Origin of the sequence: Polynucleobacter sp. MWH-CaK5, assembly GCF_018687615.1 — a bacterium.
GTDB lineage: Bacteria > Pseudomonadota > Gammaproteobacteria > Burkholderiales > Burkholderiaceae > Polynucleobacter.
Genome location: NZ_CP061299.1, coordinates 1331730 through 1355589, shown reverse-complemented (window position 1 = coordinate 1355589; position 23860 = coordinate 1331730). Strand labels below are relative to the sequence as shown.

Below are 23860 nucleotides of genomic sequence, written 5' to 3'. Positions count from 1 at the left end.
TCATAGACTGCCAACATGATTCCTCAATCTTTCATTGCTGATTTATTAAATCGCATCGATATCGTCGAGGTTGTTGGGCGTCATGTGACATTGAAAAAAGCGGGCGCCAACTTTCAAGGTTTGTGCCCCTTTCATAACGAGAAGTCTCCATCCTTCAGCGTGTCACCAACCAAACAGTTTTATCATTGCTTTGGTTGTGGAGCGCATGGCTCTGCGATCAGTTTTCTCATGGAGCATTCAGGTCTAACGTATGTAGATGCCATTGAAGAGTTGGCAAGATCGGCTGGCTTGACTGTGCCTCGTGAAGAGCGCAGACCACAAGATCTTGCGAAGCAACAGCAAGCGATTGCTCTGAGTGAAGTCATGTCACCAGCGGCTGATTGGTACAAGCAACAGTTAAAACAAAACACACGCGCGATTGATTACTTAAAAGGTCGTGGCTTGAGTGGTGAAATCGCTAAGCGATTTAACTTGGGTTACGCACCAGAAGCCTGGCAAGGTTTAGAAGCAGTGTTTGGTTCTTATACGCAAGACTCGATTGCGAATGTTTTGGTTGAAGCTGGCTTGATTATTCAGTCTGAATCAAAACGATACGATCGCTTTCGTGATCGCATCATGTTCCCAATTCGCAATCCTAAGGGTCAGGTGATTGCATTCGGTGGCCGAATCTTAGATGCTGGCGAACCTAAGTATTTAAATTCACCGGAAACACCACTGTTCTCTAAAGGCAATACTTTGTATGGTTTGTTTGAAGCAAGACAAGCCATCAGAGATAAAGGATATGTGATCGTTTGTGAAGGCTACATGGATGTGGTGGCGCTTGCTCAATTGGGCTTTGCTAATGGTGTGGCCACTTTGGGTACAGCGTGTACCGCCAATCACGTCAGAGCGTTGATGCGTCAAACTGATCGCATCATTTTTTCATTCGACGGTGATGCTGCAGGTCAGCGTGCAGCGAAGAGAGCGCTGGAAGCTTGTTTGCCAATGATGGCGGACGACAAAGAAATCAAATTCTTATTTTTGCCAACAGAACACGATCCTGATAGTTTTGTTAGAGAGCGTGGTGCGCCAGCGTTTGAAGAAGCGATTCGCCAAGCGATGCCTTTGTCTTCGTTTTTGATTCAAGTGGCCAATGAAGGTCATGATTGGAATACGCCTGAAGGCAGAGCACAAACTCAACACGCAGCAAAGCCTCTCTTGTTATCGATGCCTGCGATCGCATTAAGAGCGCAATTGATTCGTGAGTTGGCGCAAAGAGTTGGCATTACTCCGGCAGAGCTTGAATCATTTTGTGGATTCAAGCCAGTGGTTGAGCAAAAGCCAATGACGCCTGTCACGAATAATGGATCAGATAAATACATGAGTGGCGCTGGTGCGAATGGCAAAAAACCATGGACCAAAAAAGCACCAGTTTCATCTGGGCCGCCACCCACAGCGCCAACCGATTTGGCAGAGCAAATCTTAAGAATTCTTTTGCAATTCCCATTCTTTGCCAGAACACTTGAACCTGAAGCAAAGCGTCTTATTTTGGCGGCTGCTGAAAAAAGATCAGAAAAGGCCATGGCATTGATGGCTGATTTGATTTTCCAGTGTGAGCAAATGCCATCCAATGTCGGTTTTGCGGTTTTTCAGGAACAATTGGATCGGGCGCCTTTGGCCAAGTCTTATGCCATCCTTCGAGAAAGAATCATGCAAAGTGATTTAACCGAAGATATTGCCAAAGAAGACTTTTATAGCACCCTCAAGAAACTGGAACACATTGATTTAAAAGATCAAATGACCGAAATCGCTGCCAGAATAGCGGCTGGTCAAACCCAGGAAGGCGATGTTGAGCGTTACCGTCAATTAATGACAAAACTCAAATAATCTGGAAAAACTCCATCTCACCGACTATAATACAAGGTTTCCGAATTTCTAATGAAATTCAATAAGTTAGCAGTTCTGTAACTTCTTAGTCTATTAAAGTGAGTGAGTACTAACATTATGCCAGCATCTAAAGCCAAAAAAGTCATTTCTAAGGCAGCTCCTAAAAAAGTAAGCGCAAAACCAGTGGCTAAGAAGCCAGCTGCAAAAGTTGCTAAGCCAGCTCCTAAAAAAGCAGTGGCCAAGCCAGTAGCTAAAAAACCTGCAGCCAAACCAGTGGCCAAGAAGCCTGCTGCGAAACCTGTTGCTAAAAAACCTGTCAAAGCAGCGGCCAAGCCAGTTGCTAAAAAACCTGTAGCCAAACCAGTGGCCAAGAAAGCTGCCGCTAAGCCTGTTGCTAAAAAACCTGTCAAAGCAGTTGCTAAGCCAGCACCTAAAAAAGCTCCAGCAAAGCCTGTAGCTAAAAAAGTCATTGCCAAGGTTCCAGCGAAAGCTGCGAAGCCTGCCAAGCCAGCAGTAAAAACAGCAAAAGAATTAAAAGAAGAAGCTAAATTAGCCAAAGCCTTGGCTAAAGAATTGGCTAAAGCAGAAAAACAGAAAATCGCTGCCGATAAAGCAAAAGAAAAAGAGGCGGTCTTAGCCGCAGCTCTAGATGAGAACGGCGAGCCAATTAAAAAAACACGTGGACGTAAACCGAAGCCAGTAGAGCCGGTTGATCCAAATGTGGATAACCGCACAGATCGTCAAAAAGCACGTGATCGTAAAGCTAAAGAAAAAGCATTGTTGCAAGAGTTCAATGCTCAGAAATTAGGTAGTGAAGAACAGCAAGAGTTGCGTCGCGCCCGATTGAAGCATTTGATCAAGATGGGTAAGTCACGCGGTTACTTAACGCATGGCGAAATCAATGACGTGATGTCAGATGAGATTTCTGATTCTGATTCATTAGAAACATTGATCAGCTTGTTGAGCGACATCAGCATCACTGTTTACGAACAAGCGCCTGATGCAGAAACATTGTTGTTGAATGAGAACGCACCTTCTGCCACAACCGAAGAAGAAGCTGAAGAAGAAGCTGAAGCAGCTTTATCAACCGTTGACTCTGAGTTTGGTAGAACAACCGATCCAGTCCGTATGTACATGCGTGAAATGGGCACGGTTGATCTTTTGACTCGTGAAGGCGAGATTGTTATTGCCAAGAAGATCGAAGCCGGTCTTAAAGAAATGGTGATGGCATTGTCAGCATGCCCTGTGACGATTGTTGAGATTTTGGACAACGTCAAGAAGATTGAAGAAGGTACGATGGAGATTGATGAGTTTGTCGATGGTTTGGTGGATCCAAACGCAGAAGACATTCCAATGACTGCCGTTGAAGAAGAAGAGCCTCTTGAAGATGAAGAAGGTGAAGAGGGTGAAGACGAAGGCGGCGGTGGCGGCGGTGGTAATACTGCGTCTGCTAAGCAGCTTGAAGAGTTAAAGCAACTTTCTCTCGTTAAGTTTGTGGTGATCCGCAATCAATTCGAGAAGATGCGCAAAGCGCATGAGAAAGAGGGCTACAACTCTCCAGCCTACAAAAAAGCACAAGAAGCGATTCGTAATGAATTGATGGGCTTTCGTTTAACGGCCAAGTCTGTAGAAAAACTATGCGACACGATGCGCAAGCAAGTTGATCAAGTGTGGGCATTAGAGCGCGGCTTGGTTCGAGTTCTTGTTGATAAAGTGGGTGTGCCACGTGGTGAAGTTCTAGCAGCTCTACCAAAACAAGCATTGAACTTGAAGTGGTCTTCAATTTTGTTGAAAGATGCCAAGTCTTACGCAGCGATCCTTGAAAGAAATATTCCTGCAATTCAAGAAATCCAACAAAAGTTAATTGATATTCAAAATAACGTTGTCTTGCCACTTCCAGAATTAAAAGAAGTGAACAAGAAGATGAATGAGGGCGAAAAACGTGCTCGTGCTGCTAAACGTGAAATGACTGTTGCTAACTTGCGTTTGGTGATTTCAATTGCTAAGAAGTACACCAACCGTGGTTTGCAGTTCTTGGACTTGATCCAAGAGGGCAACATTGGTTTGATGAAAGCGGTTGATAAGTTTGAATACCGTCGTGGTTATAAGTTCTCAACATACGCAACATGGTGGATTCGTCAGGCTATCACGCGTTCAATCGCTGACCAGGCCCGCACAATCCGTATCCCTGTTCACATGATTGAAACCATCAACAAGATGAACCGTATCAGCCGTCAAATTTTGCAAGAAACAGGTGTCGAGCCTGATGCTGCAACATTGGCGCTGAAGATGGAGATTCCAGAAGACAAGATTCGCAAGATCATGAAGATCGCTAAAGAGCCTATCTCAATGGAAACTCCAATTGGTGATGATGCTGATTCAAACTTGGGCGACTTCATCGAAGACACAAACACTTTAGCTCCGCAAGAAGCTGCTTTGCATGACTCAATGCGTGATGTGGTTAAAGACATCCTTGATTCATTGACACCACGTGAAGCAAAAGTATTGAGAATGCGTTTTGGTATTGAGATGAGCACTGACCATACTTTGGAAGAAGTTGGTAAGCAGTTTGACGTAACGCGTGAGCGTATACGTCAAATTGAAGCAAAAGCTTTGCGTAAAATGCGTCATCCAAGTAGAAGCGACAAACTTAAGAGCTTCTTAGAGGAAGATTAATCCATAAGGGCCCTTAGCTCAGTTGGTTAGAGCAGAGGACTCATAAAATTAAAATTGAGAGCTGATACAGTTTTGCGACATTGGTATAAGCATAGCAAAATTTATCAGCTCTTTTTACATCTACTTTCTTTTTACTCTGTGGCTTTTTGACTACAGCAGTTGGCATTTACAGTCGCGAGAAAAATAAAATGACAGCACACTAGCGTGTATGTCATTACTCAAAGAACTTTTTACACAACAGCACAACGCTGACGATAACGCTGATAAAAAAATAACAGCAGTAGGCGGAAAAGCCAAGCTGTACAAGCGTTCCAGCTCATCTAGTTGGCAGATGCGTTTTAGATTGACTAACGGCAAGTGGCATTCGCAATCTACAAACACAGCAGACTTAGAGCAAGCTAAAGAAAACGCAGAGCGTATCTATCAAACAGCAATGGTTAAAAGTGATATAGGGCTGACGCCAATCACAAAAACATTTAAACAGATTGCTGTGATTGAGTTGGCGAATATGGCTCAAGCATTAGCGAGTGGTAGTGGTAAGAGAACATACAGAGATTACACCTTTGCTATCAACAAATATCTCATTCCCTTCTTTGGCTCTTACACAATTGAAAAAATAACAACAGAGCTAATCAGAGACTTTGAAAGTTGGCGAGTTGCTGTGATGGGCAAAATACCAATGGCTAGTACCAAGCGTAATCATTCTTCTGCTTATATTCGTGTCATTAACTTAGCAAAAGAAAAAGGCATCATAGCTAGTACTGCTGTCGTACCTATGTTGGATAGTAAAGGCGAAAAGAGTAAGCCTCGCCCAGCCTTTAGCGATAGAGAGTTAGATGACTTGCTTGCTTTTATACCTAAGTGGATTGCGATGTCATACGCAGATAGAACACGACAGATGAGAATACTTTGCTACGCATACATTGAGTTTCTTGTTAATACTGGTGTTAGACACGGAACAGAAGCATTGCCTTTGCGTTGGAAGCATTTACAGTGGCATTGGGTAGGTGAGAAGAAGTATTTGCGTATATGGGTCAGTGGAAAAACTGGTCCTCGCTACTTGATTGCTAAGAATGAAGTAATAGCTGTATTAGAAAGACTGATGCGTTGGCAAGAATTGCCTTACACAACATTGGATGAATTGATTGATGATAAGTTAGACAAGCTGATATTTAGAATGCTCACAGGCGAACAGTTAAGCAATATGGAAAACATATTTAGAAACTTAATGAAGCACAGTAAGCTGATGTTTGATAGCGGTGGGCAGCGAAGAACTCTATACAGTCTGCGTCATACCTACGCTACAAGGTCATTGGCTAAAGGAATTGATATACACACGCTAGCTAGACAAATGGGTACTAGCGTACTAATGATTGAGAAACACTACAGCAAAATAACTCCAATGCTAAAAGCTGAGATGCTTGGATAGCTCTTCGTGTAAAGTTATATTAGGAAAATATAATAAAAGGATGAAAGAGATGGAAGATATTGTAATTGGGATGTTAGTGCTACTAATATTGATAGTTATATATTTTTTTCCAACCGCAGTTGCTTATTCACATAACCGTAAAAATAAAGTTGCGATACTTGTATTGAATATATTTTTGGGATGGACTTTTTTTGGTTGGGTTGGTGCTTTAGTGTGGGCGTATATGAAAGATTAATATGGAAAACAAATCAAACTGTTCAAAGATTGTTGTAGTAGGTATTGTCTTAATTGTGGCATCAATATTCTTATCGCCTATTGTCTATGGTGAGTATAGATATCGTAAATGTATTGAATTGGCAGCTGATTTAACTGCTAACTCTCAAGCTCTTAAAGAATTTAAGAATATGTTTGATTACGATGCTGCCTTAAAACTCCAATGTTATGCTGCCGCATTTGGTGAAAAGTAAAGTGTTGTATGCCAAAACTCAACGACACGCACTTACCAGAACGACTGAAGGAAGCTATTAAACAGTTGGAAGAAGGTAAGGAAGTTGAAGCAAAGAAAAATAAAACGCTACTGAATGCTAAACAACAGCAAGCATTGGTGGATGCGTGGGATCAACAACAAGAACTACGCAAACAGCATAAGCCACCTAAGACAGAAGAAGAAAAGCTAAAGATAGGTTGGAAAGATAAGCGTGAAGTGCGTATTGATATCTATAAGCAAGCACTAGCAGAATTAGAAGAAGACATTTTTGATATTCATCTAAAGCAATTAGAAAAAGAACAAGCTAAGGCAACAAAGGCATATTTAAAAGGATACTTTGGTGCTACAGGATTACAAGACAAAGATAGTGCTGGAAAAATTGCTGTAGCAAGAGCTGGATTTACTCCAAACTCTATTAGCGTTAGAGGTGGTAGAGATAAAGAGGTGCGTGATATAGAAGAACAGTTATTGAAACGATTTGAATCTGAAATGACTGAAGAAGAACGCGAACAGCTTGAGTTGTTAAGGGAAACTGAAAAGGCAGAAAGAAAAGGAAAGAAAGTGTAGGTTTAGGTAAAAGCAGACTTTTTAACTATATAAAAAACCTGCTTTTTAATAAACCCTATACCTTGCTACCTCTAAAGCCTTATCTGTATTGGCTTTGAAGGCTATTAAACCAATTCAACAGCACGCCTTTTAATCTCATCATTAGTGTCTATATAAATCATTGTTGTATTGATTGATTTATGTCCAGCCAAACTTGCTAGCACTCTAACACCTACACCTTTGTTAGCTAAGTTCGTAATGAATGTTCGTCGTCCGCTGTGTGATGACGCAGAGCTAATGCCTGCCTTCTTGTATAACCAAAAGAACCACTGTGTCAGTGTATTGGCATTAAAGCCTTCTCTCTTTTCTGTATAAAACAGTGGCTGATGTTTATCTTTAATTCGTCTGTTGCGTAAGTAATTGTCTAGTTCTGTCCGTAGCTTTTCATTTACAAATACCACTCTGCCTACATTACCCTTTGTTTGACTGGCACTTAGTCTTATTTCATTTTTAATAGTACCGTCTTCATTTTGTACATCACTAATAGTTAAGCTAGCTATCTCACCTACTCTCATACCACTATAAAAACTTGTTAGCAGTAATGTTCTATTCCTAATAGCGTATCTGTGTTTGGTTGCGATATAACGCAGTACTTGATCAATTTCATTTTGTGTCAGTGTTTTTGCTTGTGCCATTTTTAGTCCCTCATCAAATAATTTGTTGTTGTTATTGTGTTTTCTTTTATGTCTTATTCCTACCTCTTTATGTCTTTGTAAATCTCTTCCAAAATTCAAAGACTTAGCTCAAAGAACAAAGAAACTAGCAATTTTCTTTGGTTAAAAAGTCTGCTTTTTAATAAACCCCTATCTAATACCGTCTATAAGCTGTTTGTGTGCTTAAGTAGTACTCACATAGCGTATTGCTTGAAATTTCAGCTTATACAGCTGATTTGATGTGTTGCTATTTGTTTTGCTGAAGTACTTATCGTTTTGAAGTGGTGATTTTTGACCTACTACCTAATTTTTAAGCATCACTTAAGTAATACTTAATAGCAATCAACTGCGTTGCTTGCTGTGCTTTCATAAAAGCTATCGCTTTTATTCAGCACATTTTTTTCTTTCTTTAATGATTGATTTTTATATCTTTACTAGGAAGCACAAGCCACGCTTGTTAAGTTAAGCGTGGCTTATAGCTAATCTTTACTGAGGATTAACAACTGATATACACACAACTTGAATTAACAAGATAAGGTAGGTTTTGCTATCACCTTTTAAGTGTTCGTCTAACGCAACACTTCCACAGCGTATATCAGTAGCTTTGTGGAGTGTTTGTGGGTTTAATTGTGGCAGTCCCACTCACTTTCAGCCTATACATTCGTATTTGCCTACATTCACTTATTACTAAGCTACCAACTATTACATCTTCACAAACGGTACTATCACAAAGGGATGTCGTTTAAGCATCTAGCTAAAAGCTAGGTAGTGTGAAAAAGCGAATAATGAGTAATTCGTTTGCGTACCGTCTCACATCAGAACGGATTAACAGCACAATAACAATCAGCGTGCCAACTTTTATGCCTCATTTGTACATTTATTTATCTAAACCAAATAAAACATATTAATTTCTGACTATTTATTAGGTAATAGGCTGTAGAGGTAGTCCAAATAGGGCTCTGAAGCTACTGTAGATATAGGGTTTAACAAAAAGCAGGTTTTTTTAGTGGTTAAAAAGTCTGCTTTTACATAAACCTATACCTAATAACCTAAAAGGAGTGGTAGATGAGTACATTAGACGCACTAAAGCTAGTAGCTGTAAAAAAGCCTACACATACACCTACAGTAGTAATACGCAGACAAAAGCTAGCAAGTAAGGTTTGGGAACAGATACAGCTAGCTAAAAGTCAAATTGAAGGCACGCAGTTTGTAGTCAAAAAGTTCCGTAGCTTTACTGACAAAGAAAGTGGATTACGCAAACAAGTTGAAATGCCTAAACGCTTACGCGAATGGTGGTTTAAGAATGAACAAGGTAAGGTTTGCGTTGCTATCAAATACGGTACTAGAGTATTAGAGCTGGCAAAAGGCAAACACAGTATTGAAGTGACTAGTGCTGATGATTTAATTAAAGCGCTTGAACTAGTCAAGCAAGCTGTTGAACTTGGAGAACTTGATCAACAGCTTGAACAAGCTAGTGGTAGTGTTAGAAAAAGTTTTAGGAAGTGAGAAGTGTTAAACGCATACAGCTTAAATAACTGTATGCGTTTCTTTGAATTCAAAACTATCAAACCACTCACTCCGCAACAACAGCGTATCAAATCATTACAAACGCAGAAGGATAATGTCAGCAAGCAGTTGAAAGCAGAACGAAACAGACAGAAGATACAGAGGGCACAGCAGACAATTCAGTCTGTCATCCATCAAAAGTAGCTACACAGTTTTTCAAACACTAACTACTTTTCGCCAACCCCACTTGATTTTTAACCATTGATAGCTATTGATTAACTCATTGAATTTATTAGCCTTTGATAAATCTATATCTTTTTAATTCAAAGAGGAGTACGCTGTGTGGGCAATATTCTCTTTTTCAACTTTTTTAAGTACTCCTCGTACGCCTCACACTAATCTGTGGGGTTTTTTTTATTCATCAAATTAATAACCAATCGTTTGAACCAAAATCACACGGTTTTAGGTGGTTTTCATAAAGTTTTTATTTTTTTTACTGTGGGGATGAGAGGCATAGCTGAAATGCCTTTTAGATGCTAGGTTTAACTAAACACACGATTTTAATATTTTTAAGTGATGCTAAAATGTAAGGAGATGGAGGTAATTATGAAAAAAATCATTTTTTCTTTAACATTATTGTTTAGCTTAGTGGTTGGTTATAGCTTAAATGCTGTGGCTGATTACGTGGGGGCATCATCATTCCCAACATTAAAAACAGTTGTTGATGTTATTAAAAATGGCAAAGATGATCAGCTTGCTGTTTTGAATGGATACATCATTAAAAAAGTTGGTAATGAGAAATACATATTCAAAGATTCCACTGGTGAAATTAGAATTGAGATAGATAAAAAAAGAATGCCAACGCAATCGTTTGATGAAAAAACTAAAGTTGAGATAACTGGTGAAGTTGAAAAAGAATTTTTACATTCTGTAGAAATTGATGTTGATTCAATCAAATTTATTAAAAATTAATTACCATTACTCATCATTACAATAGCGTTTATTAAATTTAAACAAGCTAAAACAAAATGCGTCATCCAAGCAGAAGCGACAAGCTTAAGAGCTTCTTAGAGGAAGATTAATCCATAAGGGCCCTTAGCTCAGTTGGTTAGAGCAGAGGACTCATAATCCTTTGGTCCGCGGTTCAAGTCCGCGAGGGCCCACCAGTCGTAACGAACCCTCATCAGCAATGATGGGGGTTTTGATTTTTTTGTAGGCCTTCCTTTTAAGACATAATTCACCTATCAGTAGTTTTAACCAATAACTAATAAGAGACACATATGAACACACTAGATGCTATCCGCCAAAGAAGAGCGATCAAGCACTTTGATCCAGCTCATCAATTCAGCAAAGAAGAAACTCAGCAATTGATCGAATTGGCGATGCAAGCCCCATCTTCATTCAATATCCAACACTGGCGTTTGGTGAATGTCACTGATAAAGCTCTAAGAGTTCAGCTACGCGCTGCTGCTCATGATCAAGCTCAAGTCACGGATGCATCATTACTGTTTGTGATTGCTGTGGATATCAAAGCGTGGAGCAAAGATCCTGCCAGATATTGGGTCAATGCACCTAAGGAAGCACAAGATATCTTGGTGCCATGGATCAATCCTTTTTACTCAGCCGATGAGCAGTTACAGCGTGATGAGGCCATGAGATCTGCTGGCATTTTGCTGCAAACCATGATGTTGGCGGCTAAAGGCATGGGGTATGACTCTTGCCCAATGGTTGGCTTTGATTTTAAGAAGGTTGCTGAATTGATTCATTTGCCAAAAGACTTTGCTTTGGCTGCGATGTTGCCAATTGGTAAGGCCGTCAAACCTGCCTGGCCAAAACCTGGCTTTATTCCACAATCAGAAATGATTGTTGAAAATCGTTTCTAAACGTCATTTGCATCCATTTATTTTTATTTAGAATCTTCTTAACCTATGAATACGACTTATAACGGACGCCTCACTTCACTTTCTCATGGTGGGGGCTGTGGTTGCAAAATAGCCCCTGGCGTTTTGAAAGAGATTTTGAAGGCTTCACCAGTAGGAAGTATTCCAGCAGAGTTGTTGGTTGGTTCTGATAACAATGAAGATGCTGCTGTTTATCAAATCAATGAGCATCAAGCGATTGTGGCAACCACTGATTTCTTCATGCCCATTGTTGATGACCCATATGAATTCGGCAGAATTGCAGCCACAAATGCCATTTCAGATATTTATGCCATGGGTGCGCAGCCTATCTTTGCACTTGCATTACTTGGTATGCCTATCAATGTATTGCCGATGGATGTGATTCAGAAAATCACATCGGGTGGCGAGTCTGTCTGTAAAGAGGCTGGCATCATGATCGCGGGTGGTCACTCAATTGATACTGTGGAGCCTATTTATGGCTTGGTGGTGGTTGGCATTGTTGATCCCAAGAAGCTCAAAAGAAACAATGCCGCCCAAGCAGGTGACAAGATTATTTTAAGCAAGCCTTTGGGCGTTGGCATCTTATCGGCTGCACTTAAAAAAGAAGTTTTGTCTGGCGCTGGTTATCAGCAGATGATTCAACTGACCACGCAATTGAATAAGCCCGGTGCCAGCTTGGCAGAAGCCGCGGGTGTTCATGCATTGACAGATGTGACTGGCTTTGGTTTGGCGGGACATCTTTTAGAAATATCACGCGGATCAAAATTACAAGCTCAAATCAACTGGAAAGATATTCCGGTGATTGAAGAGGCTGCCACACTTGTGCAAAAAGATATCTTCACCGGAGCATCGACTCGTAATTGGGCTGCTTATGGTCATGAGGTTGAGTTGGCCAGCGATATGGCTGCTTGGCAAAAAAATCTACTCACAGATCCGCAAACCAGTGGTGGCTTGCTTATTTCTTGCGCTCCTGAAGCAGAGCAGGAAGTTTTATCAGTTTTGCAAACAGCAGGGTTTTCAAATTCCAAAACCATCGGCACTTTCACGGTAGGTTCAGGTTTATCAGTTTCATGAATAAAAAGACTTTGCTGACCGGGCTTTGTCTTTTGATCTTCACATTCTTTGAGTTAACGGTCGTCATTCTGGATGTTGGTTTGATGGCGGTTGCTTTTGCTATTCCAGCCTTGATTGGTTATGTCCTCAAGCCTCAGTTTGGAGATTTGGTTTATTTACTGTTTCTGGCCGCTGGTATTGCAGGCGTGGCCGTGGTCTTTGTTTATCGAAAGCAATCACAGGCTTACTTTAGAAGAACATTGGGTCAGCGCTCAGAAGAATTGATTGAAAAACTGAGACTGAGTCGATGGTTCAAGGATATTTCTCAATAAGTGACAGTGTTGGCAAAACCTCCAATTAGGTATAGGATGAAAGATCAACTATCCATAGGAGATCGCGATGTCAGGACAACATGAATTCATGAAGTGGCAACAAGAGCGTGCCAAAGAACTTTTTTCTCTATCTCATCGACTGTTAGAGACTGCCAAAGAGCTTGGCGAACATCAGGTCACTGAAATCAAGGCAAGCATGGAGCATGCCAAGTCTTATGCCAAGCAAGCAGCTACCAATGATGTGGCCAAGCTAAAGGCTTTGCAGGAGCAGTTTTCTGAAGATGCCATGGCTCGCATGACAAGTTATCAAAAGAAAATCAAAGGTCTTTTGAAATCCATGGAAGATGAAGCGGCCGATGAGGTTGAAAAGCATCTCAATAAAGCTCGCTCAGCCATGGAAGATTGGTTAAAAACTGCCAGCAAGAACTTGCCAGCAGGTTCAGACAAGTTCACGGATATTGTGCGTGATGTGTCGGATGCTGGTCATAAGGTCTTAAAAGAAGGTCGGAAGATGGCCAAGCAAGCTGCGGAAGCTGCAGAACATGGCTTCGCTAATTTAGAAAAAATGGCTCATGACGCTGGTAAAAAGTTATCGCCTCCTGCGGGCAAAAAACCAGTTGCTAAGAAAGCAGTTAAAACGGCTGCTAAAAAGGTCGTTAGAAAGACGGCTACAAAGACTGCAAGGAAGTCAGCAAAGTCTTGATTTGCCGGTGTTTTAGATCTTAAAAAGCCATGCAGATGCATGGCTTTTTATTTATCAAATTCAAGGAATGCTCCTCTATAATTCGCGAATTAATCAGTTTCAATACAAAGGTTAACTATGTTGCTTTGGTTGGTTGCAATTTATTTATTGGCATCAATTGCGATTGGTCTCTTAAGTGCCAGAAAAGTCCACAACGCCAAGGACTACATCACAGCTGGACGTAACTTACCTTTGCCCATGGTGCTTGCCATGGTCTTTGCCACTTGGTTTGGTGCTGAAACTGTTCTAGGTATTTCTGCCACATTTTTAGAGGGTGGCTTTCGCGGATTGATCTCTGATCCTTTGGGCGCATCTATCTGCTTGGTTATTTTTGGTTTGATTTTTGCCAGACCCCTTTACCGCATGAACTTGCTCACCTTGGGTGACTTTTTCAGAATCAGATACAACAAACAAACAGAAATGATTCTGTCACTGTGCATTGTTATTTCTTATTTGGGCTGGGTCGCAGCACAGGTCACTGCTTTAGGTCTTGTGTTCAATGTATTGTCATACGACGCGGTTTCTCAAACACAAGGGATGTTGATTGGTGCAGCCGTGGTTTTGTTGTACACCTTATTCGGTGGCATGTGGTCGGTGGCCATCACCACCTTTGTGCAAATGATTGTGATCGTGATTGGCTTACTGGCGGTCTCTTGGATGGCTGGAGATATGGCGGGTGGCTTTGATAAGGTGATCAGCAGTGCAGCCGCCGCAGGCAAGTTTGAGTTCTTGCCAAGATTGGAGTGGGTCGACATGATTGCTTGGATTGCCGCATTGTGTACGATGGCTTTAGGTTCAATACCCCAGCAAGATGTATTTGCCAGAGTCAACTCATCTAAAAATGAACGTGTTGCGGTGTGGGGAACCACATTGGGTGGCACTCATATTTCTTCTTCGCTGCCGTGCCATTGTTCTTGGCTTACTCAGCCACGATGATTGATCCTGATTTGGTCGCAAGATATCTTGGTAAAGATTCTCAGTTGATTTTGCCAATGTTCATTTTGGAAAAAATGCCCTTCCTCATTCAAGTCATTTTCTTTGGTGCACTGCTATCAGTGATCATGAGTACAGCATCAGGAACTTTGTTGGCGCCTTCAGTGACTTTTTCAGAAAACATTCTGAAGTCAGTAGTGCCGCACATGAGTGACAAGCAATTTTTATGGGCAACCAAACTAACCGTGGCTTGTTTTGCGTGCATTGTGACGTTTTATGCGATTTATACGGATGCATCGATTCACACCATGGTTGAGCATGCTTACCGCATCACTTTGGCCGGTGCTTTTGTGCCTTTAGCAGCAGGGTTGTTCTGGAAAAAAGCGAGCAATTTAGGCGCAGCTCTTGCTATCACCTTTGGTTTGGGTGTATGGTTACTATTAGAGTTCACGAACGCTGAATTGTTGGTTGAGCCACATTTATTGGGTTTGGTGGCTAGCGCGTTTGGTATGTTGATTGGTGCTTACTTAGTGCCAAATAAGCAAGACTTCGACCAAGTAAAAATGGGGCAATGAATCACTGAATGAGGCACTGAATGAAAAAACTATTACTACTGAGTGCCATCTTCTTATCAGCCTGCCAATTAGGTCATAAGGACGAGGCGTCCAAAATAATGGGGGACACTCATTGGACCCTGGAGTTCACATTACTCAAAAAGAATAAGCCGGCTGAAATTAAAACGTATCAATTTGAGTCACGCATGGATTGTTTTAACACCATGTACAGAATGCAAGAAGAGGCGAAGAAGGTTCGCAATCAAACCGGTGGCGGTCTTTGTTACAAGTTGTTTGCTGATGGCCAAGAGCGCACCAGCAATGATGTTCTATCGAGATATTAAAGACTCACTCTAGAGTATTTAAAGGCTATTGCTTGGCTTGATCAGATCTTTGCGTTGATAGCCTAATTTCTCAGCTTTGACCAAAAGCGCTTCTTCTAACTTTGGATCCAGTTGTTTTTGTCTGGCCAAAATCCAAAAATACTTGCCTGCTGGTTCACCGACCAACACCCAAGAATAATCTTCTGCCAGATCAATTACCCAGTAATCCCCATAAAAAGGTCTGAAGAAAGACACTTTGAGTTGAGAGTTATTGGAGCCTGGAACTACCTTAGCGATACCATTGGCTACCTTAGAGCCGTCCTTTTTAAGGCAGGTATTAAGAACGCTGACATTGCCGTCATCTCTCATGGCATATTGAGCAGAGACAGTCACGCAGTCAGTACCCTCGAACCAATTGGGCAGGCGGTAGATTTCATACCAAGTGCCAAGGTAGCGATTCAAGTCAACAGCACTGACGCTTTTTAAAGGGCTGCTTGATTGACGATAAACCGCTTGATTGGCGCAAGCGCTTAAAATGAAAACGCTCGTGATTGAGATAAAGAAAAGATAAATGTATTTACGCATAATGACATCGTAAACTAAATTGATACACACATGAAAATTCGTATTTGGGATCTACCTCTAAGATTATTTCACTGGCTGTTAGTTATGGCAGTGATCGGTAGTTTTGTGTCTGTCAAATTAGGCGGTAATGCCATGATTTGGCACGGCCGTTTTGGTTATCTTGTTTTAGCTTTGATTGCCTTCAGACTCGTTTGGGGTTTTGTGGGCACGCATCATGCGCGGTTTGGACAATTTATCAAGTCTCCTAAAGCCATCTTGTCCTATCTCAAGAATCCATCTGAAACACCTGGCCACAGCCCAATGGGAGCGGTTTCTGTTCTTGTATTGCTTGCTTTATTTTTGGCTCAAGCCTTGGCAGGCTTATTTGCAACTGATGACATTGCCTTTGATGGACCGCTCGCTAAATATGTAGCTTCTGCGTGGGTAGAGCTTTTGACTTCATTTCATCGTTGGAATGAATGGGTGCTGCTGGCTTTGGTGGGGGTGCACGTTAGTGCGATTCTGTATTACAAATATGCCAAGAGAATCAATCTGACTTCTGCGATGATCACGGGTGATAAAGAATTGGGAGATGCTGCTATGGTGCCTTTGATTCAGGACGACTCAAAGGTGAGAGTCAAAGCGATGGCCATTTTGATCGCCATCGCTTTGATCATGTATTACTTCTTACGATAGTTATCGTGACAGGCTTTACAAGATTTACCTGCTTCACCAAACGCTTTTTTAATCATATCTAGATTGCCGGACTGAGCTGCTGTGTTTAATTCAGCCACAGCTTTTTGCATTTTCTCGCTACCAGCTTTGAACTTGTCCATTTCTTTCCAGATTTCAGGCAATGATTTACCGCCTTCTGTGCCTGGGCCAAATGCTTGCCATGGAAGGTGAGCCAAGCTAGCGACTACTGCTGCGTTTGCAGCAACTTCTTTTTTATCAAATGGCTTTTCACCTTTAACAACAGCACCAATTCTGGAGAAATGGTTGCCCATCACCGTAAAGGTTGCCGCACGGTACTTGATGGCATCTTCAGTTTTAGCAAATTGAGCATGAGCCATGCCGGGTGCTAATAGTGAGAGCAATACACCTGCTACTAAGATCGGTTGTTTCATGGATATCTCCTGAGTTATTAAAAAATGAAACGAAGTGGAACAAGTAAAGTATCTAAGAGCCAGTAAGTTGCAGACATCACTGGCCGCATCCAAAGACTGCTGATCACGCCAGTGACCACCAGGCCTAAAACAATGAAAAAGCCCCAAGGTTCAATTCTTGAAACCATCGCAGCCTGTTTCCAAGGTAACACGCCTACTAAAATTCTTCCACCGTCTAGTGGTGGAAGAGGGAACAAGTTAAAGGCAAACATTACCACGTTGACCAATACACCCGCTTGACACATTTCTAGAAAGAAACGCTCGGTGAGTGATACCTTGACCAAGAGCAAATACATGATGGCCCAAAAAATGGCCTGAATCAAATTCGATCCTGGGCCTGCCAGAGCCACCCAAATCATGTCTTTCTTAGGATGTCTTAAATTACCAAAGCGCACTGGAACTGGTTTGGCGTAACCAAATAAGAAAGTTCCAGCTGTGGCAAAGTAAAGTAATAGAGGCACGGCGATCGTGCCCATTGGATCAATGTGTTTGATGGGGTTGAGTGTGACCCTCCCTAAAGCATAGGCTGTGTTATCGCCGAGTTTCTTGGCGGCATAACCGTGTGCCGCTTCATGCAAGGTGATCGCAAAAATAACCGGTATCGCATAAATAGCGACTGTCTGAATGATGTTTGCAATATCCATTAGGCGACCGCCACAATATCGTAACCAGCATCAACAATGGCTTCGCTCAAAGTTGCACGCTCGAGGTTGCTTGTCACTGCTACTGTTTGTTTAGGGATGTCTGTATCAACCGTTGCTTGAGGGTCGAGTTCAGTAATGGCTTTTGTGATGGCCTGTGTGCAATGACCGCAGTTCATGCCTTTAACGGTAAAAATGAATGTCATATTTTTTGTAGTTTCCTAATATAAGGAGGACAATCTATGTGAATCTTAACTTATTCCATTATGGAGCTTATGAGTCAATTAGTCACCTTAAACATACGCGGCATGACATGCGCCTCATGTGTGGCTAGGCTTGAAAAATCATTATCGAAAGTTGCTGGGGTTGATGCTGCCAGCGTTAATTTGGCAACTGAAAAAGCTCAGATCAGGGTCAATCAAGAACCTCAAATCATCACCAGTCTTTTGATCACTGCAGTTGAAAAAGCAGGATTTGAGGCGAGTGTCTTTAGTCGCCAAACAATAAATCCAAACTCAACAAACACCAAACTAAGCAAGATCATTGATTTGCATGGTAAGGGCGCTGTTATGTTGGCCATCGCACTGTCTCTGCCATTGATTGCTCCGATGTTACTCATGCCCTTTGGGATTCATTGGATGTTACCAGCGTGGGTGCAGTTCTTGTTAGCCAGTCCTGTGCAGTTTGTTTTGGGCTCTCGTTTTTATGTGGCTGGCTTTAAAGCATTGCGCATGGGCTCAGGCAATATGGACTTGTTGGTCGCGCTTGGCACGACAGCTGCTTATGGTTTGAGTATTTACACCTGGTACTTATCAGACTGGGGTCGAAGTTATGAGCCGCATGAACTTTATTTTGAAAGTTCTGCCGTGGTGATTTCTTTGGTGATGTTGGGCAAGTGGCTAGAGGCCAGAGCTAAAAAAGAAACCACTGCGGCCATCACGGCTCTGCAATCTTTGTGGCCTGATCAAGCCAAGCTCTTGCGTCAGCGTGATTTAAACCAATTGGATTACGAGCATTTACCCATTGCACAAATATTGCCCGGTGATTGGGTCTTGGTTTTGCCTGGTGAGCGCATTCCGGTCGATGGCTTGGTGATCGAGGGTCTCAGTGAAATTGATGAATCGATGTTGACTGGTGAATCGAAGTTGCTTGAAAAAGAAAAAGATTCAACTGTGATTGGTGGCTCATTGAACGGCTCTGGGCGATTGATCATTCAGGCAACTGGCATTGGTGAGTCAAGCGTCTTAGCCAAGATGATTACTTTGGTTGAAAATGCCCAAGCTGAAAAAGCGCCCATCCAACGATTGGTGGATCAGGTCAGCGCTTGGTTTGTGCCGACGGTGGTTTTGATTGCCGTGCTTAACTTTTCAGTTCATGCGCTGATCTTGGGTGATTTTCAGAATGCTCTGTTGTATTCAGTAGCAATTTTGGTGATTGCTTGTCCTTGTGCTTTAGGTTTAGCAACACCCGTGGCTATCATGGCCGGTACTGGAGTGGCTGCAAAGTTTGGCATTTTGATCAAAGATGCAGAGGCCCTTGAGTTAGCTCACCGCATCAACACTGTGGCCTTTGATAAAACTGGCACATTAACGCTGGGTAAACCGAGCGTTAAAAATTTCCATAACTTCAGTACTGCAGAAGATCAGCAAATCCATGCCTTGGCCTTGGGTTTGCAAATGGGTAGTGAACATCCTTTGGCAAAAGCCATGATTCAGTTTGGTGAGCAGCATCAGGTGAATGCAGAAGGCTATGGCGCAGTTCTTGCCAACGTGGGTAAGGGCATTGAAGGTCAATGCTTGACTGGTTCTTATCAAGGTAAAACCATCGCCTTTGTGAGCTTTCATGCAATCAAGGAGCATGCTTCTGAGCAAATGCAGGTGGTTGCAATCAATGAATTAAATCTTGGTCACAGTGTTTCTTGTTTGGTCGATGTGACGGATGCATCCAATCATTTGATTTTGGCACTTTATTCGTTTGGGGATGAATTAAAGCCAGGTGTGAGTGAAGCGATTCAACGCCTCAAATCAATGAATATTAAAACGGTGATGATTTCTGGTGATAACCAACTGGTCGCTGATTTACTTGCTAAGACCATTGGCATCGATGAAGTGTATGCACAAGTATTGCCTGCAGAAAAAGCCGCCATCATTGAATCTTTAAAGGCGAGCAATGGGCGCAGTTATGTAGCCATGGTGGGTGATGGGGTGAACGATGCGCCTGCCCTGGCGGTTGCTGATGTTGGCATTGCCGTATCTACTGGAACGGATATTGCTATGCATGCCGCGAGTATCACTCTCATGCGTGGTGATCCTGCTCTGGTGCCTGATGCGATTCAGATATCCACCAAAACCTGGCAGAAAATAAAGCAAAACTTATTCTGGGCTTTTGTTTATAACTTGATTGGTATTCCACTGGCTGCGCTAGGATATTTGACTCCTATGATCGCGGGAGCTGCGATGGCAGCATCAAGTGTGAGTGTGGTGGGTAATGCTTTACTACTTAGGAAATGGTCTAGGCCCAAACCCTGATTACTCAGAATTTGGGCCTAGATGTATGACTTAAAAACTTTCGAACTAACTTATTTAGTTATTTAGTGATTTGCTAGCTTACTTACCAACGTAAGTGTTTAAGTTAATACCTTCTTTGGTCATGATCCGAGCTACCACTGGTAAAGCGGCAATTGCTGCGGCATAACGTTGATACTGAGGGTAGTTAGCTGGGTTGATGCCAGCCATACCTGCCCAGCGAATGAAGGCAACAGCATAAAGATCTGCTGGGCTCAATTGATTGCCGCAAATGAATGAGCGACCATCTGCTACTAATTTATCAATTTCAATCAATTGCGTTTTGAACATTTCCAATGCCATCGCTTTAACACCGTCTTTACCTGCTTCATCACCAAAGCGCTCAGATCTGAACACTCGCGTGAAAGTTGGGTGAACCGTGTTATTCATCCAAACAAACATGGACAAAGCTTGCGCCTTCTCCATTGGATCAGCTGGGAATATCTTGGCTTCTGGGAATGCTTCGTTCAAGAAGTTTGTGATTGCTACTACTTGGGTCACTAATTGACCATCCACAATCAATGCAGGCACTTGGCTTCTTGGATTGATTGCTTGGTACTCAGGTTTTAGATGTTCGCCGGTGCGCAAAGTGATCATGGTCGATGAGAAATCTTGACCTTTGCTTTCTTTGACCAATTCAAGCATCACGTGAGGAACGAAAGAGCAGGTTCCTGGGCAGTAGTACAAATGCAAATTCATTCTTGATCCCCTTTTTTGTTGTAGTCTTGAGTATAGACTTAATCAAAAATACATGAATCCTCAAGAACTCAATTCTCTGCATCTACGCAGCCGCCTGATTCGGCAACCCCATGAGCACAAAGGCCATGCCGGTAAGGTCTTGATCATTGGTGGTGCCCCTGGCATGGCCGGGTCTATTTTGTTGTCTGGGCGTGCGGCGCTGCATGCCGGTGCTGGCTGGGTGATGATTGGCTTTTTGGATGAGCACGCTATAGCCGTGCTTTCAGAGCAACCTGAATTGATGTTGTGTCATGCATCAAGAGAAATGATGGCGCAGGCCCAAGCCGATGTGTTGGCGATTGGTCCAGGTTTAGGCCAAAGCGCGCAAGCTCGCGATTTATTGAGTGATGCCTTGCAGTCTTCTGCTTTGTTGATCATTGATGCTGATGGTCTTAATTTAATCGCGGGTGATGCTGAACTCATGAAGCAACTTAAGAGTCGCCCCACGTTGAGCACGGTGATAACACCTCACCCAGGTGAGGCAGCCAAATTACTCAACACCACCGCTGAGCAAGTACAAATTAATCGACCATTGGCAATTGATCAACTCGTCGCATTGACGGGGGCCATCGTGGTTCTCAAAGGTCAACATACTTTGATCAAATCTCCTCAATTCAATGAACCCACTCAGATGTGTCTTAAGGGTCACCCTGGGATGGGGGTTGCTGGCATGGGGGATGTGTTGACTGGGGTGATTGCGGCCATCGTGAGCCAGGGGATTAAGCATCAGATCAACCCATTTGAGGCCAGTTGCCTGGCGGTAGAGCTTCATGCTGCTGCGGCAGACAGTCTTTTAAATCAAGGTGTTGGACCAATTGGCTTGACACCATTAGAAGTCATCAAAGAGATACGAAATTTGATAAATATCAAATAAGAAGGATTTTTCATGGATAATACGGTTTATAGCTAATATTTTGATGAGGGAGCTTTAAATGAACGAATGGCACACCGAAAGTAAAGAGGATATCAATAAGAAAATCATCACTTTGATTGTGATGTTAGCTGCCGCTACATGTTTGGCAATTTTGTTCGCTTTGGCTGCTGCGCACATCGGTTACGTTCTGTAATCAAAATAAGTTTTTAAAAAAGCTGCCTTGGGAGACCTTGGCAGCTTTTTTATTTGCTCTTTTTTTATTTATTTTCTTTTTACTTGATTACTTGATTACTTGTTTATTTCATTTGATCAAGTAACTCAGGCAAGAAGAATTCACTGATCAGAATGGGGTGGCCTCTGAGTTGATAGAGGCTTCTTCTTCCCCAGCCTAAGCCAGGTATCTCGGTGATTTCTCGCAACAGAATCGGCGCTTTGCCTTTTTTAAACAGCACTTCGCCTAATGGCTTGCTGCCAAGCTGCAAGACATCACGATTGACACCTGTAGAACTGCTAGTGGGTAAAACGCTGCGAGCAAAAACAACTGGAACATCATTGACGCATAGATACACTTCTCGGATACGACAGCGGCGAATGAAATTTCCAAATAGAGCTACTTCATCATCTAGCAAGCATTGCCTGCAATCGCTTAAAACCTCAACAGTGACTGTTGATTGGGTTTTTTCTGCAATGAGTTGTGTGAGGGAATGAGAGTTGCTCAACCAGTCTTGCCAGACCAACGGTGCTGCATGCAGCACCGTGTGATCAAGATTCAACCAAGACTGGCGAAGCTTTTTCATTTAAGCAAATGAGCGCTTTTGACCTGTTGGTTTACCGCCACCAAATTTAGGACCTGAAGAAGGCTTGCCTGAACCTGCAAACTTAGGACCAGCTGGCTTGGCAAAATGATTCTGCTTGAATGTTTTACCTTCGCCCTGACCTTGACCGAAACTTTGTCCTTGGCGATTTGAAGCATTGCTAGCACCTTTACCACCAAAAGATCTGCCTGGGCGACCAGCACCTGGACGGTGTGATGGCTTGCGTGATTTTTCTTGTGGCTCAAGTCCAGGAATCACTTCAGCTTGTAATGGCTGTTGTGTGTACTGTTCAATCGCACGAATTTTTGAGCGATCGCGATGTTCAGCCAAAGTGATAGCAACACCACTGCGTCCCGCACGGCCTGTACGACCGATACGATGAACATAATCTTCAGCTTTCATTGGTAAGCCAAAGTTAATCACGTGTGTAATCGTTGGCACATCAATACCACGGGCAGCCACATCAGTTGCTACCAAGATACGAGTTTGACCTTTGCGCAATGATTGCAAGCGACGATTACGAACTGCTTGAGGCATCGCACCGTGAAGTGCTGTTGCTTCGTGTCCATCAGCGCGCAATGAATCAGCAATTGATTCACTGTCTACTTGAGTGCTGGCAAATACAACAGCTTGTTCCATGGTTGGATCTGATAACCAGTGACTTAACAACTTGTGCTTGTGAGCAACGCTATCCGCCCAATGCAATGTTTGAGAAATGTTTTCATGTTTGTCATGAGCGCTGGCCAATTCAATACGACCAGGATTATTCATGAGGCTTGTGGCCAATTGCATGATGCGCGGAGCAAATGTTGCTGAGAACATCAATGTTTGACCACGATCTGAACACAATTGATGAATGGCTTCGATGTCGTCTTGGAAACCAAGATCCAACATGCGATCTGCTTCGTCAACAATCATGCATTTCACTTTATCTAAGCGAATTGCGCGGCTGTTGCTCAAGTCCAAAAGACGACCAGGTGTAGCAACAACTAGATTGGCACCTTTGATTTGAGAAATTTGTTTACCGTAAGGCATACCACCCATGATGGTTGCAATGCGGATACCGCGAGCAAACTTCACCAAATTGATGGCGTCTGCAGTGACTTGCTGTGCAAGTTCGCGTGTTGGGCATAAAACCAATACTTGTGGCTCAGCACGACCTGGAACAGGTTTGCCATTTGGATTGGCCGCTAGTAATTGATTCAATAAAGGCAATAAGAAAGCAGCTGTTTTTCCGCTACCTGTTTGGCTACTTACCATCCAGTCACCACCGATTAAGGCAGCAGGGATCACTTTTTCTTGTACAGGAGTAGCCTGTGTATAGCCAAGAGCTTCAGTTGCTTGAAGTAGGGGTTGGGCTAAGCCCAGTTCTTTAAAACTAATAGTCATAGTCACGCACATCCCTTCGGAGGGATGTCCTTTCTGTGGTTTGGTCAA

25 protein-coding genes, 1 tRNA gene and 1 pseudogene are annotated in these 23860 nt (G+C 42.6%); 19 read left to right on the top strand and 8 right to left on the bottom strand.

The features are described from left to right. Window positions 1-15: 15 nt before the first annotated feature. The 6 genes from dnaG to GQ367_RS06810 all read left to right on the top strand — a co-directional run bounded on the left by dnaG (window position 16) and on the right by GQ367_RS06810 (window position 7025). The gene (gene dnaG / locus GQ367_RS06835; RefSeq protein ID WP_215290196.1) at window positions 16-1866 is read left to right on the top strand and encodes a DNA primase; all 1851 of its coding nucleotides are present in this window, start codon (window positions 16-18) and stop codon (window positions 1864-1866) included. 117 nt (window positions 1867-1983) lie between these two features. After that, window positions 1984-4542, top strand: coding sequence for an RNA polymerase sigma factor RpoD (rpoD, locus tag GQ367_RS06830; RefSeq protein WP_215290194.1), 2559 nt, complete (start codon window positions 1984-1986; stop codon window positions 4540-4542). A 208-nt stretch (window positions 4543-4750) separates the two neighbouring features. Beyond that, the gene (locus tag GQ367_RS06825; protein ID WP_215290192.1) at window positions 4751-5971 is read left to right on the top strand and encodes a tyrosine-type recombinase/integrase; all 1221 of its coding nucleotides are present in this window, start codon (window positions 4751-4753) and stop codon (window positions 5969-5971) included. A 49-nt stretch (window positions 5972-6020) separates the two neighbouring features. Next, window positions 6021-6206, top strand: coding sequence for a superinfection immunity protein (locus GQ367_RS06820; RefSeq protein ID WP_215290190.1), 186 nt, complete (start codon window positions 6021-6023; stop codon window positions 6204-6206). Between the two features lies 1 nt (window position 6207). Further along, window positions 6208-6438 (top strand): hypothetical protein, encoded by a 231-nt coding sequence (locus GQ367_RS06815; protein WP_215290188.1) that lies wholly within the window; start codon window positions 6208-6210, stop codon window positions 6436-6438. A gap of 8 nt (window positions 6439-6446) precedes the next feature. After that, window positions 6447-7025, top strand: coding sequence for a 2-hydroxyacyl-CoA dehydratase family protein (locus tag GQ367_RS06810; RefSeq protein WP_215290186.1), 579 nt, complete (start codon window positions 6447-6449; stop codon window positions 7023-7025). A 104-nt stretch (window positions 7026-7129) separates the two neighbouring features. On the opposite strand, the gene GQ367_RS06805 is transcribed toward GQ367_RS06810, so the two are convergent. After that, window positions 7130-7699: a site-specific integrase gene (locus GQ367_RS06805; protein WP_215291915.1), complete on the bottom strand. Its 570-nt coding sequence runs from the start codon at window positions 7697-7699 to the stop codon at window positions 7130-7132. Between the two features lie 1083 nt (window positions 7700-8782). On the opposite strand from GQ367_RS06805, the gene GQ367_RS06800 reads away from it, so the two are divergent. The 9 genes and pseudogenes from GQ367_RS06800 to GQ367_RS06760 all read left to right on the top strand — a co-directional run bounded on the left by GQ367_RS06800 (window position 8783) and on the right by GQ367_RS06760 (window position 15082). Continuing rightward, entirely contained in the window at window positions 8783-9223 is a 441-nt protein-coding gene (locus GQ367_RS06800) for a DUF6641 family protein (protein ID WP_215290184.1), read from the top strand. A gap of 606 nt (window positions 9224-9829) precedes the next feature. Continuing rightward, complete coding sequence (locus GQ367_RS06795; RefSeq protein ID WP_215290182.1) at window positions 9830-10195, top strand: YgiW/YdeI family stress tolerance OB fold protein; 366 nt, start codon at window positions 9830-9832, stop codon at window positions 10193-10195. A 117-nt stretch (window positions 10196-10312) separates the two neighbouring features. After that, window positions 10313-10389, top strand: a tRNA-Ile gene (locus GQ367_RS06790). 114 nt (window positions 10390-10503) lie between these two features. Continuing rightward, window positions 10504-11106, top strand: coding sequence for a nitroreductase family protein (locus GQ367_RS06785; protein ID WP_215290175.1), 603 nt, complete (start codon window positions 10504-10506; stop codon window positions 11104-11106). A gap of 45 nt (window positions 11107-11151) precedes the next feature. After that, the gene (gene selD / locus GQ367_RS06780) at window positions 11152-12198 is read left to right on the top strand and encodes a selenide, water dikinase SelD (RefSeq protein ID WP_215290172.1); all 1047 of its coding nucleotides are present in this window, start codon (window positions 11152-11154) and stop codon (window positions 12196-12198) included. After that, window positions 12195-12509, top strand: a complete 315-nt coding sequence (locus GQ367_RS06775) for a hypothetical protein (RefSeq protein ID WP_215290171.1) — start codon at window positions 12195-12197, stop codon at window positions 12507-12509. Before selD ends, GQ367_RS06775 begins: the two co-directional genes overlap by 4 nt. Window positions 12510-12576: 67 nt before the next feature. Then, window positions 12577-13212, top strand: a complete 636-nt coding sequence (locus GQ367_RS06770; protein ID WP_215290169.1) for a phasin family protein — start codon at window positions 12577-12579, stop codon at window positions 13210-13212. A 117-nt stretch (window positions 13213-13329) separates the two neighbouring features. Next, window positions 13330-14759, top strand: a pseudogene (locus GQ367_RS06765) (sodium:solute symporter family protein). Between the two features lie 20 nt (window positions 14760-14779). After that, complete coding sequence (locus GQ367_RS06760) at window positions 14780-15082, top strand: hypothetical protein (RefSeq protein ID WP_215290167.1); 303 nt, start codon at window positions 14780-14782, stop codon at window positions 15080-15082. An 18-nt stretch (window positions 15083-15100) separates the two neighbouring features. Here GQ367_RS06760 and GQ367_RS06755 read toward each other — a convergent pair whose 3' ends face one another. Next, window positions 15101-15646 (bottom strand): lipocalin family protein, encoded by a 546-nt coding sequence (locus GQ367_RS06755; RefSeq protein WP_215290164.1) that lies wholly within the window; start codon window positions 15644-15646, stop codon window positions 15101-15103. Between the two features lie 84 nt (window positions 15647-15730). Between GQ367_RS06755 and GQ367_RS06750 the strand changes: the two genes are divergently transcribed. After that, on the top strand, window positions 15731-16321 hold the full coding sequence (locus GQ367_RS06750; protein WP_251370145.1) for a cytochrome b/b6 domain-containing protein: 591 nt from the start codon (window positions 15731-15733) through the stop codon (window positions 16319-16321). Here GQ367_RS06750 and GQ367_RS06745 read toward each other — a convergent pair. The 3 genes from GQ367_RS06745 to GQ367_RS06735 are packed head-to-tail and all read right to left on the bottom strand — an operon-like array spanning window position 16306 to window position 17638. Next, window positions 16306-16752 (bottom strand): cytochrome c, encoded by a 447-nt coding sequence (locus GQ367_RS06745; protein ID WP_215290160.1) that lies wholly within the window; start codon window positions 16750-16752, stop codon window positions 16306-16308. The genes GQ367_RS06750 and GQ367_RS06745 overlap by 16 nt on opposite strands. A 17-nt stretch (window positions 16753-16769) precedes the next feature. Beyond that, complete coding sequence (locus GQ367_RS06740) at window positions 16770-17435, bottom strand: site-2 protease family protein (RefSeq protein ID WP_215290158.1); 666 nt, start codon at window positions 17433-17435, stop codon at window positions 16770-16772. Further along, window positions 17435-17638 carry a heavy-metal-associated domain-containing protein gene (locus tag GQ367_RS06735; protein ID WP_215290156.1) on the bottom strand — a complete coding sequence of 68 codons (204 nt, stop codon included), beginning with the start codon at window positions 17636-17638 and terminating at the stop codon, window positions 17435-17437. Before GQ367_RS06735 ends, GQ367_RS06740 begins: the two co-directional genes overlap by 1 nt. A gap of 69 nt (window positions 17639-17707) precedes the next feature. On the opposite strand from GQ367_RS06735, the gene GQ367_RS06730 reads away from it, so the two are divergent. Next, window positions 17708-19960, top strand: a complete 2253-nt coding sequence (locus tag GQ367_RS06730) for a cation-translocating P-type ATPase (RefSeq protein WP_251370144.1) — start codon at window positions 17708-17710, stop codon at window positions 19958-19960. Window positions 19961-20038: 78 nt separating this feature from the next. Here the strand turns inward: GQ367_RS06730 and GQ367_RS06725 are convergent, their stop codons facing one another. Beyond that, window positions 20039-20695, bottom strand: coding sequence for a glutathione S-transferase family protein (locus GQ367_RS06725; protein ID WP_215290152.1), 657 nt, complete (start codon window positions 20693-20695; stop codon window positions 20039-20041). Window positions 20696-20747: 52 nt separating this feature from the next. Here GQ367_RS06725 and GQ367_RS06720 point away from each other — a divergent pair, with 52 nt between their 5' ends. Together GQ367_RS06720 and GQ367_RS08645 are read left to right on the top strand one after the other, a co-directional pair. Continuing rightward, complete coding sequence (locus GQ367_RS06720; protein WP_215290150.1) at window positions 20748-21608, top strand: NAD(P)H-hydrate dehydratase; 861 nt, start codon at window positions 20748-20750, stop codon at window positions 21606-21608. 58 nt (window positions 21609-21666) lie between these two features. Beyond that, window positions 21667-21801, top strand: coding sequence for a hypothetical protein (locus tag GQ367_RS08645; RefSeq protein WP_256441553.1), 135 nt, complete (start codon window positions 21667-21669; stop codon window positions 21799-21801). Window positions 21802-21904: 103 nt separating this feature from the next. On the opposite strand, the gene GQ367_RS06715 is transcribed toward GQ367_RS08645, so the two are convergent. Both GQ367_RS06715 and GQ367_RS06710 read right to left on the bottom strand, forming a co-directional pair. Further along, window positions 21905-22405 (bottom strand): chorismate lyase, encoded by a 501-nt coding sequence (locus GQ367_RS06715; RefSeq protein ID WP_215290148.1) that lies wholly within the window; start codon window positions 22403-22405, stop codon window positions 21905-21907. Further along, window positions 22406-23812: a DEAD/DEAH box helicase gene (locus GQ367_RS06710; protein WP_251370143.1), complete on the bottom strand. Its 1407-nt coding sequence runs from the start codon at window positions 23810-23812 to the stop codon at window positions 22406-22408. Window positions 23813-23860: the final 48 nt, after the last annotated feature.